Annotated in this window: 15 protein-coding genes; 7 read left to right on the forward strand and 8 right to left on the reverse strand. The window is 74.4% G+C overall.

Annotated elements, in window-relative coordinates; all coding sequences use genetic code 11:
- Positions 1-91: 91 nt before the first annotated feature.
- The gene (locus KM933_RS20330; RefSeq protein WP_260333842.1) at positions 92-1,315 is read right to left on the reverse strand and encodes an NAD(P)-dependent oxidoreductase; all 1,224 of its coding nucleotides are present in this window, start codon (positions 1,313-1,315) and stop codon (positions 92-94) included.
- A gap of 22 nt (positions 1,316-1,337) precedes the next feature.
- Positions 1,338-2,534 carry an MFS transporter gene (locus tag KM933_RS20335; protein WP_221354238.1) on the reverse strand — a complete coding sequence of 399 codons (1,197 nt, stop codon included), beginning with the start codon at positions 2,532-2,534 and terminating at the stop codon, positions 1,338-1,340.
- 210 nt (positions 2,535-2,744) lie between these two features.
- Here KM933_RS20335 and KM933_RS20340 point away from each other — a divergent pair, with 210 nt between their 5' ends.
- Positions 2,745-3,539 carry a carbonic anhydrase gene (locus KM933_RS20340; protein ID WP_221354192.1) on the forward strand — a complete coding sequence of 265 codons (795 nt, stop codon included), beginning with the start codon at positions 2,745-2,747 and terminating at the stop codon, positions 3,537-3,539.
- Positions 3,540-3,693: 154 nt separating this feature from the next.
- On the opposite strand, the gene KM933_RS20345 is transcribed toward KM933_RS20340, so the two are convergent.
- Genes KM933_RS20345 through KM933_RS20355 form a run of 3 tightly spaced genes read right to left on the reverse strand, consistent with a single transcriptional unit; the run spans position 3,694 to position 6,708 of the window.
- The gene (locus tag KM933_RS20345; RefSeq protein ID WP_221354194.1) at positions 3,694-5,187 is read right to left on the reverse strand and encodes a tripartite tricarboxylate transporter permease; all 1,494 of its coding nucleotides are present in this window, start codon (positions 5,185-5,187) and stop codon (positions 3,694-3,696) included.
- Position 5,188: 1 nt separating this feature from the next.
- Positions 5,189-5,728: a tripartite tricarboxylate transporter TctB family protein gene (locus tag KM933_RS20350; protein ID WP_221354197.1), complete on the reverse strand. Its 540-nt coding sequence runs from the start codon at positions 5,726-5,728 to the stop codon at positions 5,189-5,191.
- The gene (locus KM933_RS20355; protein WP_221354240.1) at positions 5,725-6,708 is read right to left on the reverse strand and encodes a Bug family tripartite tricarboxylate transporter substrate binding protein; all 984 of its coding nucleotides are present in this window, start codon (positions 6,706-6,708) and stop codon (positions 5,725-5,727) included. The genes KM933_RS20350 and KM933_RS20355 overlap by 4 nt, the downstream gene beginning before the upstream one ends.
- 273 nt (positions 6,709-6,981) lie before the next feature.
- Between KM933_RS20355 and KM933_RS20360 the strand changes: the two genes are divergently transcribed.
- Complete coding sequence (locus KM933_RS20360; RefSeq protein WP_221354242.1) at positions 6,982-8,754, forward strand: sensor histidine kinase; 1,773 nt, start codon at positions 6,982-6,984, stop codon at positions 8,752-8,754.
- Positions 8,751-9,599: a response regulator gene (locus KM933_RS20365; RefSeq protein WP_221354199.1), complete on the forward strand. Its 849-nt coding sequence runs from the start codon at positions 8,751-8,753 to the stop codon at positions 9,597-9,599. The genes KM933_RS20360 and KM933_RS20365 overlap by 4 nt, the downstream gene beginning before the upstream one ends.
- Before the next feature lie 132 nt (positions 9,600-9,731).
- Here the strand turns inward: KM933_RS20365 and KM933_RS20370 are convergent, their stop codons facing one another.
- A complete protein-coding gene (locus KM933_RS20370; protein WP_221354201.1) occupies positions 9,732-10,571 on the reverse strand; it encodes an MOSC domain-containing protein in 840 nt (279 codons plus the stop codon).
- 143 nt (positions 10,572-10,714) lie between these two features.
- Complete coding sequence (locus KM933_RS20375) at positions 10,715-11,494, reverse strand: DeoR/GlpR family DNA-binding transcription regulator (protein WP_221354203.1); 780 nt, start codon at positions 11,492-11,494, stop codon at positions 10,715-10,717.
- Positions 11,495-11,717: 223 nt separating this feature from the next.
- Between KM933_RS20375 and KM933_RS20380 the strand changes: the two genes are divergently transcribed.
- Positions 11,718-12,602, forward strand: coding sequence for an SIS domain-containing protein (locus tag KM933_RS20380; RefSeq protein ID WP_221354205.1), 885 nt, complete (start codon positions 11,718-11,720; stop codon positions 12,600-12,602).
- Between the two features lie 10 nt (positions 12,603-12,612).
- On the forward strand, positions 12,613-13,467 hold the full coding sequence (locus KM933_RS20385; protein WP_221354207.1) for a class II fructose-bisphosphate aldolase: 855 nt from the start codon (positions 12,613-12,615) through the stop codon (positions 13,465-13,467).
- 127 nt (positions 13,468-13,594) lie between these two features.
- Here the strand turns inward: KM933_RS20385 and KM933_RS20390 are convergent, their stop codons facing one another.
- A complete protein-coding gene (locus tag KM933_RS20390; RefSeq protein WP_430727343.1) occupies positions 13,595-14,782 on the reverse strand; it encodes a methyltransferase in 1,188 nt (395 codons plus the stop codon).
- A 96-nt stretch (positions 14,783-14,878) separates the two neighbouring features.
- Between KM933_RS20390 and KM933_RS20395 the strand changes: the two genes are divergently transcribed.
- Complete coding sequence (locus KM933_RS20395) at positions 14,879-15,601, forward strand: alpha-ketoglutarate-dependent dioxygenase AlkB family protein (RefSeq protein WP_221354209.1); 723 nt, start codon at positions 14,879-14,881, stop codon at positions 15,599-15,601.
- Between the two features lie 62 nt (positions 15,602-15,663).
- Entirely contained in the window at positions 15,664-16,905 is a 1,242-nt protein-coding gene (locus KM933_RS20400; protein ID WP_221354211.1) for an ROK family protein, read from the forward strand.
- Positions 16,906-16,946 lie beyond the last annotated feature (41 nt).

The following is a 16,946-nucleotide window of genomic DNA, read 5'->3' on the forward strand; positions in this document are numbered from 1 at the left end:
CGTGCTCCGGGCGCGGAAGTCCCGGAGGCCGCACGGGACTTCCGCGGCCGCCCACCGCGCCCCGGTTCGGCGCTCCGGTTCGGTGGTCCGGTCAGCGGCCGGAGGCCGCGTCCGGCCCGGACGCGCTCCCGGCACCTCCGCTGTCCTCGGTACCTCCGATGCCCCCGGCACCTCCTGCGCCTCCTGTGCCCTCGTCGAAGCTCGCGAAATAGGCGGCGGCCATGTCCTCGTCGCCGTGCCCCTGCCCGGCCGCCCGGGCGAAGCGTTCGGCGCTCGCGGCCGCGACGTCGAGCCGGACCCCGTTCTGCTCGCCGGCCTCGACGATCAGACGGGCGTCCTTGGCGGCGGTGGACACGGCGAAGGACGCCGGCGACAACCGGTCCTCCAGGATGAGAGCGCTCTTGGCGTGCAGGTACCCCATGTCGAGCGGACCGCCGGCGATGGCGTCGAAGAAGCTCCGCGGGTCCACACCCAGCGCCCCGGCCAGGGCGAGGGTCTCGCCGGTCGCGCTGGTGGCGGCGATGACCCAGCTGTTGGCCACGAGCTTGAGACGGGTGGCGCCGGCCGCGGCCCCGTCCTCGCCGGTCCACACCGTACGGGCGCCGACCGCGTCGAAGACCGGCGTCACGGTGTCCCGGCCCTCGGCCGGACCGGCGGCGAGGACGAGCAACTGCCCCGCCTCCGCGGGCTCCCGGGTGCCGAGCACGGGTGCGTCGTAGAAGAGCAGGCCCTTCTCACGGGCGAACCCGGCCAGCTCGCCGACGGACTCGATGCCCGCCGTCGTCGACTGCACCCACGAGGTGCCGGCGCGCAGGGCGGGCGAGGCCTGCCGCATGACGTCCAGCGTGGCGGGACCGTCGTACAGCATGGTCAGGACGACGTCGGCGCCCTCGACCGCCCCGGCGGGCGTACCGGCGACGTGCACGCCGTCGGCGGCCAGCGGTTCGGCCTTGTCGCGGCTGCGGTTCCAGGCCCGGACGGTGTGCCCGGCCCCGGCGAGGTTGCGGGCCATCGCGGCGCCCATGATTCCGGTGCCCAGGACACTGACGGTGAGCTCGTCGGTCATGACATCCACTTCCTGGTCGTTCGGTGCGTGGGACACCACTGTTGCGTGGGACACCACTGTGCGGTGCGCGGACGCGCCGCGGCGGCACGGGGCCGGGCGCGCCGGTCCGATTCTTCCGTGCGTTCTTCCGTGCGGGGACGCGGACCCGCCCGCCGGGCCGTACTCCACGAGACTGCACGAGACTCCACGAGCCGGACCGGACCGGGCCCGGCCCGGGCGCACGTGGAGGAGGCGCCCGGCACCGCACATCAGCCGGCCGCGCGCGGACTCCTCAGGGCCCGGCCCGTGTCACCCGGCGCGTCCCGTACCCGATGGCGGCCGCCACCGCCGCCAGCACCGCCACGCTGGTGAGGGCGGCGGGCAGGGAGAACCAGTCCGCCATGAACCCGATCGCGGGCGGCCCCAGCAGCATGCCCCCGTAGCCGAGGGTGGAGGCGGTGGCGACGCCGCCCGGGCCCGCCAGCGCTCCGGCGCGTTCGACGGCGATCGGGAAGATGTTCGCGAGTCCGAGCCCGGCGACGGCGAAGCCGAGCAGGGCCGCCCAGACGGCGGGCGAGAGGGCGCCGAGCAGCATCCCGGCGCAGGCCAGGGTGCCACCCGCGATCACGGTCCGGCTCAGCCCGAGCCGTTCCAGGAGCCTGGTCCCGGTGAGCCGACCGATCGTCATGGCCAGCGCGAAACACGTGTAACCCGCCGCGGCGACGCCCGGGCGGGCGCCCAGGTCCTCCTCCAGGTGCAGCGCGCCCCAGTCGGCCAGGGCTCCTTCGCCGTACGCCGTGCAGAGGGCGATCAGGCCGAAGACGACGACCAGGCGGCGGGTGCGGGCGTCCGTTCCGCGCGCTGCCCGCTCCTCGCGCGGCGGACGTGCCCCGGACCCGTCGCGGTCCGCCGGCGCCGGGACCTCGCAGCGGAGCAGGACGCGTCCCGCGACGGCGGTCACCACCAGGCCGATCACCGTCAGGCCCAGCAGGTGCCGGGTGGGGGACAGGGAGCCCGCGACCAGTCCTCCGAGCCCCGCACCGATCATGCCGCCGAGGCTGAACGCGGCGTGGAAACTCGGCATGACGGGACGCCCCAGCGCGGCCACGAGGTCGACGGCGGCGCTGTTGAAGGCGACGTTGATCCCGCCGTACGCGGCGCCGAAGACCAGCAGCACGGCGCCGAGGGCGGGGGCGGAGTGGGTGAGCGGGGGCAGTGCGACGCTCAGGGAGAGCAGGACGCCGCAGACCACGGTCACCCGGTGGCTGCCGTAGCGGCCGCACAGCCGGCCGGTGAGCATCATCGTGACGACGGCCCCGGCGGACACGCCGAGCAGCGCGAGGCCCAGCGCGCTGGCGGAGGCGCCGGTCTGTTCCTTGACGGCGGGGATGCGGACGACCCAGCCCGCGAAGACGAAACCGTCCAGGGCGAAGAAGACGGTGAGGACGACACGGAGCCGGACGAGGTCGTGGCCGCGGCGGCCCGGCACGGCATTGTGCTTGCGGGCTTTGTTTACTATCGGCACAAAATGAGGCTAGGCCGTCGCGGTGCGACGGGGCAAGGGAGGCGGCCGACCGCCTGCCGGCTCCGGCCAAGGACCTCTCCCGGAGTCACCAAGAACGGTTCAACACCCGCTCATGATTCGCCCCCGCCCGCCCATGATTCGGCAACCCGCGGGAAAGGGTGACCGGCCGGACGTATGTTCCCCCGCGTGATCTCCGACTCGACACCCCACATACCCGCCCGCGCCCGGCGGACGGCAACGGCCGCCCGGGCGTCCGGCGCGACACCCCCGGCCCGGCGCTCCCTCCTGCGCGCCGCGCTCGCGGGAACCGCGGTCCTCGGCACGGGACTTGCCGGCGCCGCCGCACCCGCGGTCGCCGCACCCTCCACCGCCGCGCGCAAGCGGCCCACCACCGCCCGGGAGGCCCTGCGGGAGCTGGAGGCGGGCAACCGCCGCTGGCGCACCTTCCGCGAACAGCACCCCGACGAATCCCCCGCCGTCCGGCAGGCCCTGACGACCGGTCAGCACCCCTTCGCCCTCGTGCTCGGCTGCATCGACTCCCGGGTGCCTCCGGAACTGGTCTTCGACCAGGGCCTCGGCGACCTGATGACCGTGCGCAGCGCGGGCCAGGTCCTCGACGAGGCGGTGCTCGGCAGCCTCGCGTACGGCGTGCTCGAACTCGGCATCCCGCTGCTCATGGTGCTCGGCCACCAGTCCTGCGGAGCCGTGAGGGCCACCGTCGAGGCAGACGAGTCGGGGGTGCGGCTGCCCCGCCACATCCAGTACCTGGCCGACCGGATCAGCCCGGCCATCGATCACGGCAAGGAGGGCGACGCACGCGTCGACGCGACGATCGACGCCAACATACGGCTCGTCCGCGCCCAGCTCGCGGCGGAACCCGATCTCGCCGCCAAGGTGGTCTCGGGCGAGCTGGCCGTCGTCGGCGCCCGCTACGAACTGACCACCCAGCGGGTGCACGGCATCGTCTGAACCCGCCCGGAACACCCCGGCCGCCTCCGGGACCCCGACTGCCTCCGGGACCTCGACCGCTTCCGGGACCCCGACCGCCTCCGGCGTCCGGGAGGCGGCCGCGACGGACAGCCGTCGCGACCGCCTCCCCGGTGAACGGCCGCCGGACCGGCCTTCACCCGGTCCGGCGGCCCCGCGTCGCCAGCTTCCGCAGCAGGGGCCAGACCAGCAGCAGGGCCGTCACCGCGTACACCGTCACCGCGAACGGCGTGTCGACCAGACCCGTGACGCTGCCGTCGCTGATCTGCAGGGCACGGCGCAGCTGCTGCTCCGCGTTGGGGCCGAGGATGACGCCGATGACGGCGGGGAGCACCGGCAGGCCGTACCGCCGCATGCCGAAGCCGATCAGACCGATGATCAGCAGGATCACCAGGTCGACGGTCTCGCCGCCGACCGCGTACGCGCCGACCGCCGCGAAGAACAGGATGCCCGCGTACAGGTAGGGGCGGGGGATGCGCAGCAGCTTCGCCCACACCGGCGCCAGCGGCAGGTTGAGCGCCAGCAGCAGCACCATGCCCACGAAGAGCGAGGCGATCAGGCCCCACACCAGGTCGGGCTCGCGCTCGAAGAGGAGCGGCCCAGGCTGGATGCCGTACTGCTGGAAGGCCGCCAGCATGACGGCCGCCACCGCCGTCGTCGGCAGGCCCAGGGTCAGCATGGACACCAGCGTGCCCGCCGCGGAGGCCGACGCCGCCGACTCGGGCCCCGCCACGCCCTCGATCGCGCCCTTGCCCCAGTCGTCCGGGTGCTTCGACAGGCGCTTCTCCGTGGCGTACGACAGGAAGGTGGGGATCTCGGCACCGCCCGCCGGGATCGCGCCGAACGGGAAGCCGATGAGCGGGCCGCGCAGCCACGACTTCCAGGTCCGCCGCACGTCGTCGCGTCCCAGCCAGGGGCGGCCGACCGGGATCGGCGCGCCCGGCCTGCGCCGCAGGTGCGCCGCCACCCACAGGGCCTCGCCGATCGCGAACAGCCCGACCGCCACGATCACCACGTCGATGCCGTCGGCCAGTTGGAGCGAGCCGAAGGTCAGCCGCTGCTGGCCGGTCATCTGGTCCAGGCCGACCAGACCGAGGGTGAGGCCGATGAGCAGGGACGCGAGTCCCCTGATCCGGGACGAGCCCAGCACCGACGTCACGGCGATGAACGCCAGCACCATGATGGCGAAGTAGTCCGGCGCGCCGATGTCCACCGCCAGGTCCGCGACCGTCGGGGCGAGCGCGACCAGCAGGACCGTACCGATCAGGCCGCCCGCGAAGTGGCCGATGGCGGCGGCCGCGAGCGCCTGCGCGCCCCGCCCCGACTTGGCCATCGGGTTGCCCTCCATGGCCGCGACCACGGCGGCGCTCTCGCCGGGCGTGTTCAGCAGGATCGAGGTGGTCGAACCGCCGAACATCGCACCGTAGTAGATCCCCGCGAACATGATGAACGCGCCGACCGGCTCCAGTCCGTACGTCACGGGCAGCAGGAGCGCGACCGCCATCGCGGGGCCGATGCCCGGCAGCACGCCGATCGCGGTGCCCAGCAGCACACCGAGGGCCGCCCACAGCAGGTTGACGGGGGTGAGGGCCGTGCCGAAGCCGTCCATCAGGGAGTTGAGGGTGTCCACGTCAGAGCACTCCCATCAGCGGACCGCCCGGCAGCGGGACCCCGAGCAGGTTGTTGAAGACGACGTACGTGGTGAGGGAGAGGACGGCCGCGATGAGGGGGTCCCGGTCGGTCCGGCGGCTGCCGAGCGCGAACGCGGCGCCCCAGAAGAGCAGCGCGCCCGCGACGGGGAACCCGGCCGGTTCGATGAGGACGGCCGAGCCGAGGAACACCCCGGTGAGCAGCAGCACCGTACGCCAGTCGGCCGGTTCGGACAGGTCGACGTCCTCGCCGCCCTCCGCCTCGCCGCGGCCGCCGCGCAGGACGTCGACGGCCAGCAGCGCGGCGATCACGAGGAGCCCGGCGCCCACCACGACCGGCACGGTCTTCGGGCCGACGGGCCCGCGCTGGGTGATGTCGACGTCCATGGTGAGCGCGTCGGTCAGGACGAGCGCGCCGAGCACCGACAGCAGGACGCAGACGCCGAGTTCGGAGTGGTCCCGCAGCCAGGTGCGCCGCTCGCCGGCGGGCGCCGGGGGGATGCCGGTGGTCCGCGTCGTCACAGTCCCAGCTCCTTCAGCACCGAGATCACGCGCTCGTCCTGGGCCGCCAGGAAGTCGCCGAACTCCTCACCGGTCAGGAAGGCGTCGTCCCAGCCGTTCGTCTCCAGGGACTTCTGCCACTCGGGGGAGTCGTGCAGCTCCTCGACGAGGCGTACGAGCTTGTCGCGCTCGGCGTCGGACAGACCGGGCGGGGCGACGATGCCGCGCCAGTTGGTGAAGTCCACGTCGTAGCCGGACTCCTTGAGGGTGGGCGCGTCGAGCTCGTCGACCCGCTCCGGTCCGGTGACCGCGAGCACCCGCAACTCGCCCGCCTTGATCTGGTCGAGGTACTCGCCCACGCCGGACACCCCGAAGGCGACCTTGTCGCCGAGGATCGAGGCGAGCAGCTCGCCACCGCCGTCGAACGGGATGTAGTTGACGTCCTTCGGGGCGATGCCCGCGGCCTTCGCCATCAGCATGGGCGCGAGGTGGTCGGGCCCGCCGGGTGAGGAGCCGCCGCCCACGGGCAGCTCGCCCGGGTCCGCCTTCCAGGCGTCCACGAGCTGGTCGACCGACTTGTACGGGGAGTCCTTGGCGACCACGACGACGTCCTGCTCCTCGGTGAGCCGGGCGATCGGGGTGGTGTCGGCGAGTGTCCTGGGCGCGTCGTTGGAGTGCACCGCGCCCACCACGCCGAGACCCATCGACATGGCGAGCTTGCCGTTGCCGTGCTCGCTCACCAGCCGGCTCAGCCCGACGGTGCCGCCGGCACCGGGCAGGTTGAACACCTCGACGTTGTGCGTGAGGCCCGCGTCCTCGGCGTTCTTCGCGGCCGTGCGGGCCGTGATGTCGTAGCCGCCGCCTGGTGTGTTGGGCACCATGAAGCGCAGGCCGGGGATCTGCGTGCCGGTCCCGGCGCCGCTGCCGGCCGTGAGCAGCGGAGGTGCCACGAGCACGAGCGCGGCGGCCCCGAGCAGGGCGAGGGGGGTGCGCAGGCGCACGGGTTCCACCACCTGTGTGTCAGTACGTCGAGAGAGGGGGGGAGGGGCGTCCCCGCACGGAAGAAGGGGGAAGCACGGGGACGCCCTGGGGGGAGGTGACGTGGGCCACATCCTGCCCGCGCGCCCCGGGACCTGTCTCTCTTGCGGAACCAACGGAGGTTGTGGTCTTTGTGTCACCCGGTACTCGTCACCGGCGCCCGGCGGGGGCCATGATGGTGCGACCCGGCAGCCGAGCCGTTCACCACCGTGTCAGCACGAGAGATTGAGTCCGTCGTGGTCGCCGCCTTCCGTCGCCAGACCCTCGCGGGCGAGATGCTGGTGCTGCAGCTCGCCATCGTCGTGGTGGTGCTGCTGGCCGTCGCCGCGGTCTCCCTCGCGCAGTCGGAGGCGACCTTCGACCGCGTCGAGGGCCGCCGGGTCATGGCGCTCGCCGAACAGCTGGCCGCCAACCCCCTGACCCGCAGCCAGATCGTGCGGTCCGCCCCGCAGCAGGCCCTCGCCCCGCTGGTGAACTCCACGCAGACGCAGTCCGGTGTCACGTCGGTGACGGTGGCCGACGCCCACGGCCGGATCGTCAGCTCCACCGACCCCACGGCGATCGGCGCTCCGCTGCCCCTCGGCGAGGGCGCCGCCGAGGGCCGGGGCTGGTCCGGCCCGCTGACGCTGGGCGGCAGCCGCGAACTCGTGGCCCAGGTGCCCGTCCTGGGCGCGGCACAGCACAACCTCGGCCGGCATCTGGGCACGGTGATGATCGGCGAGGCGGATCCGACGGCGTGGCAGCGCCTGAGCGGGGCGTCCTCGTACCTGCTCGCCTACCTGGGCATCGCCAGCGGGCTCGGCCTGGTCGGCTCCTGGCTGCTGGCCCGGCGCGTCAAACGGCAGACCCTCGGCCTGGAGCCCCGCGAGATCGCCGGCCTCGCCGAGCACCGCGAGGCGATGCTGTACGGGATCGCCGAGGGCGTGATCGCCCTGGACCCGCAGCACCGGCTCACCCTGGTGAACGACATGGGCCGGCGCCTCCTCGGCCTCCCCGCGGACTGCGTGGGCCGGAGCCTCGCCGAACTCGGCATCGAGGGACGGCTGCGGGACGTCCTGGTGGGGGACCGGACGGACCGGGACGGCGCGGCGGGCGGGGAGAAGGACGACGAGGACCGGGGCGGGAGCGAGGACGAGGGTGGGAGCGGGAGCGGGGACCGGGGCGGGTCCGGTGGTGGTGGCGAGCGTGACGAGGTCGTCGTCCGCCACGGCCGGGTGCTGGTGATGAACCGGATGACCGTCGTCAAGGACGGCCGCCCGCTCGGCTCGGTCACCACCCTGCGGGACCGCACCGAACTGGCGAGGCTGGAGCGGGAGATCGGCTCCTTCCGCAGCTCCGCCGAGCTGCTGCGCGCGCAGGCCCACGAGTTCGCCAACCAGCTGCACACCATCTCGGGGCTCATCCAGATCGGTGAACAGGACGAGGTCGTGCGCTACGTCCGCGGGCTGAGCCGGCGCCGGCAGTCGCTGGACGTCACCCTCAGCCGCCGGGTCCGCGACACCGCAGTCGCCGCCCTGCTCACGGCGAAGTCCTCCCTGGCGGCCGAACGGAAGGTCAGCCTGCGCATCTCGGACGCGACCGCCCTCGACCGGCTCACCCCCGAGGACGCCGCCGACGTGGCGACGGTGGTGGGCAACCTCGTCGACAACGCGGTGGACGCCGCGTGTGCCGCGGCCGCCGGCCGTGCGGCCGAGGACGGCACACCCGGCGGCCACGAGGCATGGGTGGAGGTCGAACTGCGGCAGGACGCCTCCAGCGTGGAGATCGTGGTCCGCGACTCCGGCCCGGGCGTCGCGCCGGAACTCGCCCGGGAGGTGTTCTCGCACGGCTTCACCACCAAGGCCGCGCAGGAGGGCGAACGCGGGATCGGCCTGGCGCTCACCCGCCTGGTCTGCGAGCGTCACGGTGGTGAGATCTCGGTGACCAACACCCGTGACGGGGCGATGTTCACCGCCCGCATGACCGTCAGCCACCTCACCGAAGCGGTGGCGGAAGGAGCAGCACGATGAACGGGGCGACCGGCAGTGCCGACAGGACCGACAGGGTCGACAGGACCGACGGGGCCGGCGGGGCCGACGGGGCCGGCGGGATCGGCGGGGCCGACACGATCGACGTGCTCGTGGTCGACGACGACTTCATGGTGGCCCGGGTCCACCGCGCTTTCGTGGACCGCGTCCGGCCGTTCCGGGTCGTGGGGGTGGCCAGCACCGGTGAACAGGCCGTCCGGGCCGTGGACGAACTGCATCCGGACCTGGTGCTGCTCGACCTGTACCTGCCGGACCTCTTCGGGCTGGACGTCATCCCGCGCTTGCGTACGGCGGGCCACGACTGCGACGTCATGGTCATCAGCGCCGCGCGGGAGGCCGACACGGTCCGTGGCGCGGCCCGCCACGGCGTCGTCGACTACCTCCTCAAACCGTTCGAGTTCGAGGACCTGCGCGCCCGCCTCGACCGGTACGCCGTCCAGCGCGGGCGCCTGCTCGACGCCGTCGTGCACGGCCAGGCGGACGTCGACCGGGTGCTGGCGGGAGCGGTCGTGCCGGCGCCGGGGGCCGGCGCACTGCCGAAGGGCATGAGCGTGGAGACGGCCGCGCTGGTCGAGCGTACGCTCCGGACCGCGCAGGACACCCTGTCCGCCGCCGAGTGCGCGACCCTGGCCGGCCTCTCCCGCGTCAGCGCCCGCCGCTACCTGGAGCACTTCCAGGCCGTCGGGAAGGCCGAGGTGACCCTGCGCTACGGAGCGGCCGGCCGGCCCGAGCGCCGCTACCGCTTCCGCGGGCACGCGAAGGGGCACCGGCGCCCCGGCGACGAGGCCCGCGCCTGGCCGAACTCGGCCCGCGCCGAGCCGAGCTGACCCGAGCCGAGCCTGACCCGAGCCCGACCCGGGCTGACTCGACCCGAGCCCGACCCGAGCCCGAGCCGGGCACGAGGCGAGCCGTGCCGGGTCCGGCACGGCCGTGCCGGGTCGTGCCGTTCGCCGGGCGGGCTATGCGGTGGGGTGGATCTCGGACGCGCCCCACTCGCCGACGACCACGTCGTCACCGACCGACACCTTGCCGGGCCGCAGGACGGCGAACTTCGCCCCCAGCGCCACGCCGCCCCCGGCCGCCCGGCGGTATCCGGCGAGGGTGCGCAGCGGTTCCGGGCCCGCTCCGGTCCCCGACTCCTGGTCGACCATGGTCACGGCACAGCGGACGGCGAGCTTCGCGTACCCCAGTTCCGTCCCGCCGACGGTGAGGTGGCGGACGCGGTCCTCGGTGTGCGGCTCGTCCCAGCCGTCGACCACGATGTTCGGCCGGAAGCGGTCCATCGGCAGCGGGGGCGCGCCGCGCTCGGCGAGCCTGCGGTGGAGCAGGTCCAGGGTGGAGCGCGACATGAGGTGCACGGCGGAACTGTCGGCGTAGCCGGAGGTGCCCGGGATCCTGCCGTCGGTCACCCGCTCGTGCTCCGGCGGCACGCGTACGAGCCGGCTGGGGACGCCGAGCACGCCGGAGAGCCAGTCGGCCGCCGCCCGGCCCTGGTCGATCCCCTGGTAGGCGGTCCCGAACAGGTCGACCGGCCGCCGGGCGCCGTCGGTGTCCACCTCGATGTCCACGGCCCCGCGGCCGGGCGCGTGCAGGGTGAGACGCTCGCCGTCGGCGCTGATGCCGGGCCGGACGACCGCCAGCAGGGGGTCGCGGCGCTGCGTGCGGTGGACGCCCGCGTTGCTGACGACCATGAAACTGCGGTCGTGCGCCAGGCCGGCGGGTGTCACCACCGCCTCGCTCACCGGCGTCCCGGCACAGCCCTTGACGGGGTAGTACGTCAACTCGACGACCTCGGCCATGTGTGGTCCCGCTCTCCGTTGCTCACGACGACGTGTCCCGCCCGCCGGTGTCCCGGCCGGTCGACATCCAACCAAGCGTCCGGCCGCTCCTGCCACGCGGTGCGCCCCGTGGCGGCGTCCCCCGGCCCGCCCTGGCGCCGGGCTCAGACCGTGACGACCTCGACGCCCGCCTCCTCGAACCGCTCCACCGTCTCCTCGGCCACCGCCGCGTCCGTGACCAGCGTGTTCACCGCGCCGACCGGGCAGATGCGGGCGAAGGACCGGTGTCCCAGCTTGCTGGAGTCGGCGGCGACGACCACTCGCTCGGCCCGCTCGCACAGCAGCCGGTTGATCGCGGCCTCCGCCTCGTCGGTCGCCGCGGCACCGTGGACGACGTCGAAGGCGACCACGCCGAGCACGGCCACGTCGAGGGAGATCTGGCCGAGTACGCCGTCGGCCAGCGGGCCGACGAGCTCGTACGACTGGGGCCGGGCCACGCCGCCGGTCAGCACGATCTTGAACTGCGGGCGTACGGCCAGCTCGTTGGCGATGTTGAGCGCGTTCGTGACGACGGTGAGGGACGGGGAGCCGGAGGCGAGGTCGCTGTGCACGGCCAGGGCGCGGGCCACCTCCGTGGTGGTCGTGCCACCCGTCAGGCCCACCACCTCGCCGGGGGCCACCAGGTCCGCCACCGCCTTCGCGATGCGCTGCTTCTCCGGGGCGTGGCGGGCGGTCTTGTACCGCAGGGGCAGCTCGTACGATACCCCGTGCACGACCGCCCCGCCCCGGGTGCGTACGAGCATCTGCTGCTCGGCCAGCCCGTCGAGGTCCCGCCTGATCGTCGCGGCCGACACGGAGAGTTCGGCCGCCGCCTCCTCGACGTCCAGCCGGCCGCGCTCGACGAGCAGCCCCAGCAGTGCCTGCCAGCGGGCGTCGCGCGACATCCGCACCCTCCGTCCGTTCACCGTCCACCGTCCGGTCGGCCGTCCACCGGGCTTCCCGTCGGTCTTCCCGCCGGTCCCCGTCGATCTTCTCCCCGGCTCCTCCGGCGACCCTAACGCACGCCGTTCACCCCGGAATGCTTGATTGTGCTCGAAACATCGCTATATCTTGCACGAGTAATCATCCTGATCGGGATGGTCGGTCATCCTTCGGGGAGGGCGCGGCGTGAGTCATGTCGAGAACGAACTGATGTCCCAGCCCGAGTGCTGGGCCCGGGCCGCGGAGGAGGCCGCGGAGCACGCGTCCGTGCTGCCCGCGGCGGGAGAGCGCGTCGCGCTGGTCGGCTGCGGCACCTCGTGGTTCATGGGGCAGGCCGCCGCGGCCCTGCGCGAGCGGACGGGGCAGGGCGAGACGGACGCCTTCGCCGCGTCCGAGTTCCCCCACGGCCGCACGTACGACCGTGTGATCGCCCTGACCCGCTCCGGCACCACCACGGAGGTGCTGGACCTGCTCGGCCGGCTGAAGGGGAGGACCCGCACGGTCGCGGTCACCGCGGACCCGCGCACCCCCGTCGTGCACGCGGCCGACGACGTCGTGGTCCTCGACTACGCCGACGAGCGGTCCGTCGTGCAGACGCGGTTCGCGACCACCGCGCTCACGCTGCTGCGGGCCCGGCTCGGCCTGCACACGGACGCCGTCGTGGCCGACGCCCGCACCGCGCTGGCCGAGCCGCTGCCCGAAGGGCTCGTGGACTGCACGCAGTTCACGTTCCTGGGGCGCGGCTGGAGCGTGGGCCTCGCCAACGAGGCCGGACTCAAGATGCGCGAGGCATGTCTGGCGTGGACCGAGTCCTACCCGGCGATGGAGTACCGGCACGGCCCGATCAGCGTCACCACCGCCGGCACCGCGACCTGGATGCTCGGCGACGCGCCCGAGGGGCTCGCCCGGCAGGTGCGCGGCACGGGGGCGCTGTGGGTGGAGGGCCGCCTCGATCCGCTCGCCGAACTCGTCCGCGTCCAGCGCCTCGCCGTGGCCGTGGCGGCGGCCCGGGGGCTCGACCCCGACGAGCCCCGCCACCTCACCCGCTCGGTCGTCCTCGACTCCCCCTGAAGGAGGGTCCATGCCTCTCGTGGCCGCGGGTGAACTGGTCGCCCGGGCGGCGGCGGCCCGTACCGCCGTCGCCGCCTTCAACGTCATCACACTGGAACACGTCGAGGCCGTCGTCGCCGGTGCCGAGGCCGCGGACGCCCCCGTGATCCTGCAGGTCAGTGAGAACGCGGTGAAGTTCCGCCGCGGACGGCTGCTCCCGCTGGCCCGCGCCGCGGCCGCCGCGGCCGACCACGCGGCCGTGCCCGTCGCGCTCCACCTCGACCACGTCCGGAGCGACGAGCTGCTCCGGCAGGCCGCGGACGCCGGGTTCAGCTCCGTCATGTACGACGCCGCCCACCTTCCCTACGCCGGGAACCTCGCCGCCACCCGCGCCGCCGCGGACCGGGCCCACGGCCAGGGCCTCTGGGTCGAGGCCGAGCTGGGCGAGGTCGGCGGCAAGGCGGGACAGCCGCCGCTGGACGCCCACGCGGCGGGTGCGCGCACCGACCCGGCCGAGGCCCGCGCCTTCGTCGCCGACGCGGGCGTGGACGCCCTGGCGGTGGCGATCGGCAGCACGCACGCCATGACCACGCGCACCGCCGCCCTCGACCACGACCTGCTCGGGCGGCTCGCCGCCGCCCTCGACGTGCCGCTCGTGCTGCACGGCTCGTCCGGCGTCCCGGACGCCGGGCTGCGGGCGGCCGTCGCCGGCGGCATCACCAAGGTCAACGTGGGAACCGCTCTCAACGTCGCCATGACGGAGGCGGTCGGGGGGTTCCTGACCGCGCACCCCGGGGCGGTGGACCCGCGCACGTACCTCGCGGCGGCGCGGGAGGCCATGACGGAGGCGGTGACGCGGATCATCGATGTCCTGACCACCCCCTGACGCCCCCGGCCCCCCTGACGCCCCCGGCCCCCCTGACGCCCCCGGCCCCCCTGACGCCCCCGGCCCCCCTGACGCCTCCGAACCCTCCTGACGCCTCCGGCCCCCGCTGTCGCCTGTCCGGGCCCCGCTACCGCCTGACGGCCTTCAGCACCACGAACTTCGCGTCGCTCGCGACCAGTTCGCTGTTGCCGAAGAGACGGCGCAGCTTCACGTGGTAGCCGAGGTGGCGGTTGCCGACCACCCACAGTTCGCCGCCGGGCCGCAGGGTCCGGCGCGCGCCGCCGAACATCCGCCACGCCGTGGCGTCGGTCGTCGCCTGGTGCGAGTGGAAGGGCGGGTTGGTCAGCACCAGGTCGACGCTCGCCTCCGGGAGACCGTTCAGGCCGTCCCCGACGCGGAACTCCGCCTTGCCGCGCTCCGCGGCGTCGTCGGTGTTCACCCGGTACGTCGCCTCCGCCGAGGCCACCGCCTGGTACGACTCGTCCACGAACAGCACCTCGCTCGCCGGCCGCGCCAGTGCCATCGCGGTGCCCACCACACCGTTCCCGCAGCCCAGGTCCACGATCCGGCCGCCGTCGGCCCCGTCGCCTCCGGTCCCCTCGCCGCCGGCCCCGTACGGCAGGTGCCGGAGGAAGAACCTGGTGCCGATGTCCAGGCGCTCCGCGCAGAAGACGCCCGCCTCGTTGACGACGGTGCGCCCGGACACGGGGCCGATGCCGTCGGGCAGGGTGTAGCTCAGCGGCCAGGGGTTCGCCGGCCGCGCGAGGCCGGGGTTCGGCGTGCAGAAGATGAGCCGGGCCTTCTTCTCGGCCAGCGACGTCCGGGTCGGCCCGAGGATCCGCTCGAACAGCTTGAGCGTGGAGGTGTGGATCTCCTTCACCATGCCGGTGCCGACGACGACCGTCCCCCCGTGCACGGAGGGCGCCAGCCGCAGCAGTTGGTCCTCCAGGAGCGCGAGGCTCTTCGGCACGCGTACGAGCAGCACGTCCGTGCGCCCGGGCATCGCGTCCCGGGTGGTGAGGAGCCGTACGGACGCCGGGTCGGCGCCGTTGCGCGCGAGGTTGGCGCGGGTCGCCTCCCGGGTCAGGAACGAGTCGGTGACCTGCACCGGCCCGTGTGCGCCGAGGGCCGTGGTGAGGGCGCCCCACCGGTCACCGACCACGACGACCGTGCCGTCGAGCGCCTGCCCGCTGTCGGCGAGGTGCCTGAGCAGGTACTCGTCGGAGGCGTCCCACGCACGGAGCTGGTCACGGGAGTCCTCGGGGAAGCGCGCCAGCATCAGCTCGGCCGAGGGGGTCGTCATACGGTCGGTCATCGGGCCCAGGCTAGCGGAGGCGCAGCTCAGTGGGGTTCGGCGACCCGGCGCGCACCGCCCGCGGCGCACACCGGGTCGTGCGCGAGGATGGGTGCCGTGGACGCCGAACTGTTCCCCCGCAGCCGGACACGGATCGCGCCGGGCGCCGTGCACGTGCCGGACTGGCTGACGGCCGGGCGCCAGAAGGAGCTCCTGGACGCCTGCCGCGACTGGGCCCGCCCGCCCGCCGGACTGCGCACGGTCCGTACCCCGGGCGGCGGCACGATGACCTCCCGGCAGGTCTGCCTCGGCCGGCACTGGTATCCGTACGGTTACGCGGCCACCGCCGTCGACGGGGACGGGGCCCCGGTGAAGGAGTTCCCCGCCTGGCTGGGCGAGCTGGGACGCCGGGCGGTGCGGGACGCGTTCGAGGGGCTCGGGAGCGGGCTCGGGGACGGGACCGGAGCCGGAACCGGGACCGGGACCGCGGGAGAGAGGACCCCGCAGCCCCCGTACGCCTACGACATCGCGTTGGTCAACTTCTACGACGCCGGTGCCCGCATGGGCATGCACCGTGACGGCGACGAGAGGTCCGACGCCCCCGTGGTGTCGCTGAGCCTCGGGGACACCTGCGTCTTCCGGTTCGGCAACACCGGGTCGAAGGGGCGCCCCTACACGGACGTGGAGCTGCGCAGCGGCGACCTGTTCGTCTTCGGCGGCCCGTCCCGGCTGGCCCACCACGGTGTGCCGCGCGTCCACGCGGGCACCGGACCGCCGGAGTTGGGGCTGGCCGGCCGCCTGAACATCACCCTGCGGGTGAGCGGCCTCCCGGTCCTCTGAGCCGGTCACCCCGTGCTCACCGACCGGTCACGGGGCGTCCGGATCATGGGAGACTCGCCCTCATGAGTGGCGATACGACCCCCGGAGCGGTGGGAGAAGGAAGCACCAGGACACGGCTGGACCGAGGGCGGGGTGCGCTCGGACCCGCGTTGGAGCTCGTGCACACCGGCCGCGCGCCGACCCGCGCCGTGCTGACCGCCGAGCTGGGCGTCACGCGGGCGACGGCCGGCGCGGTCGCCGCGGAGCTGGAGGCGCTCGGCCTGATCCGCGTCGACGCCCGGCCGGGCGCGGCCGCCGGCTCGCAGGGCCGCCCCTCGCACCGCCTCGAACTGGCCGGGGACGGCCCCGTCGCGCTGGCCGCCCAGGTGCACGCCGACGGTTTCCGGGCCGCCCTGGTGGGCCTCGGCGGACGGATCGTGGCGACGGCTCCCGGCTGCGAGACCGTGGACGCCGACCCGGCGAAGGTGCTCGGCTCGGTCGTGGAGGCGGGCGCCGAACTGCTGCGGCGGACGGGGCGCCGCTGCGTGGGCGCCGGGGTCGCCGTCCCGTCGGCCGTCGCCGAACCCGAGGGCACCGCGCTCAACCCGCTCCACCTGGCCTGGCCGGCCGGTGCGCCCGTACGGGAGATCTTCGCGGAGTGCGTCCGGGCCGCCGGTATCACCGGCCCGGCGTTCGCCGCCAACGACGTCAACCTCGCCGCGCTCGCCGAACACCGGCACGGCGCGGGGCGCGGCGCCCGTGACCTGCTGTGCGTGGCGACCGGGCACCGCGGTGTCGGCGGTGCGCTGGTGCTCGACGGACGTCTGCACACCGGCAGTTCGGGTCTCGCGCTGGAGGTCGGCCACCTGACGGTCAGTCCGGAGGGCCGTCCCTGCCACTGCGGCAGCCGGGGCTGCCTGGACGTCGAGGCGGACCCCTTGGCGTTCCTGACCGCGGCCGGCCGCGACCCCGGCCCCGAGGTGTCGCTGCTCCAGCAGGCCAACGAGCTGATCCGTGACCACCGTGCCGACCCGACCGTACGCACCGCCGTCGAGGCGCTGATCGACCGGCTGGGTCTGGGACTCGCGGGCCTGGTCAACATCCTCAACCCCGACCGCATCATCCTCGGGGGCCTGCACCGCACGCTCCTCGACACCGACCCGGAGCGGCTGCGGGCCGTCGTGGCGGACCGCAGCCTCTGGGGGCGGAGTGGGGGCGTGCCCATCCTGGCCTGCTCGCTGGACCACAACAGCCTGGTGGGAGCGGCCGAGTTGGCATGGCAGCCGGTGCTCGACGACCCGATCGCGGCACTGGCCCACACCTGAGCCCCGCCCTCAACGGGCCGTACCGCGCCCGGCCCGGCTGT

The sequence above is a fragment of the Streptomyces beigongshangae genome (assembly GCF_019710745.1).
In the GTDB taxonomy this organism is placed as follows: domain Bacteria; phylum Actinomycetota; class Actinomycetes; order Streptomycetales; family Streptomycetaceae; genus Streptomyces; species Streptomyces beigongshangae.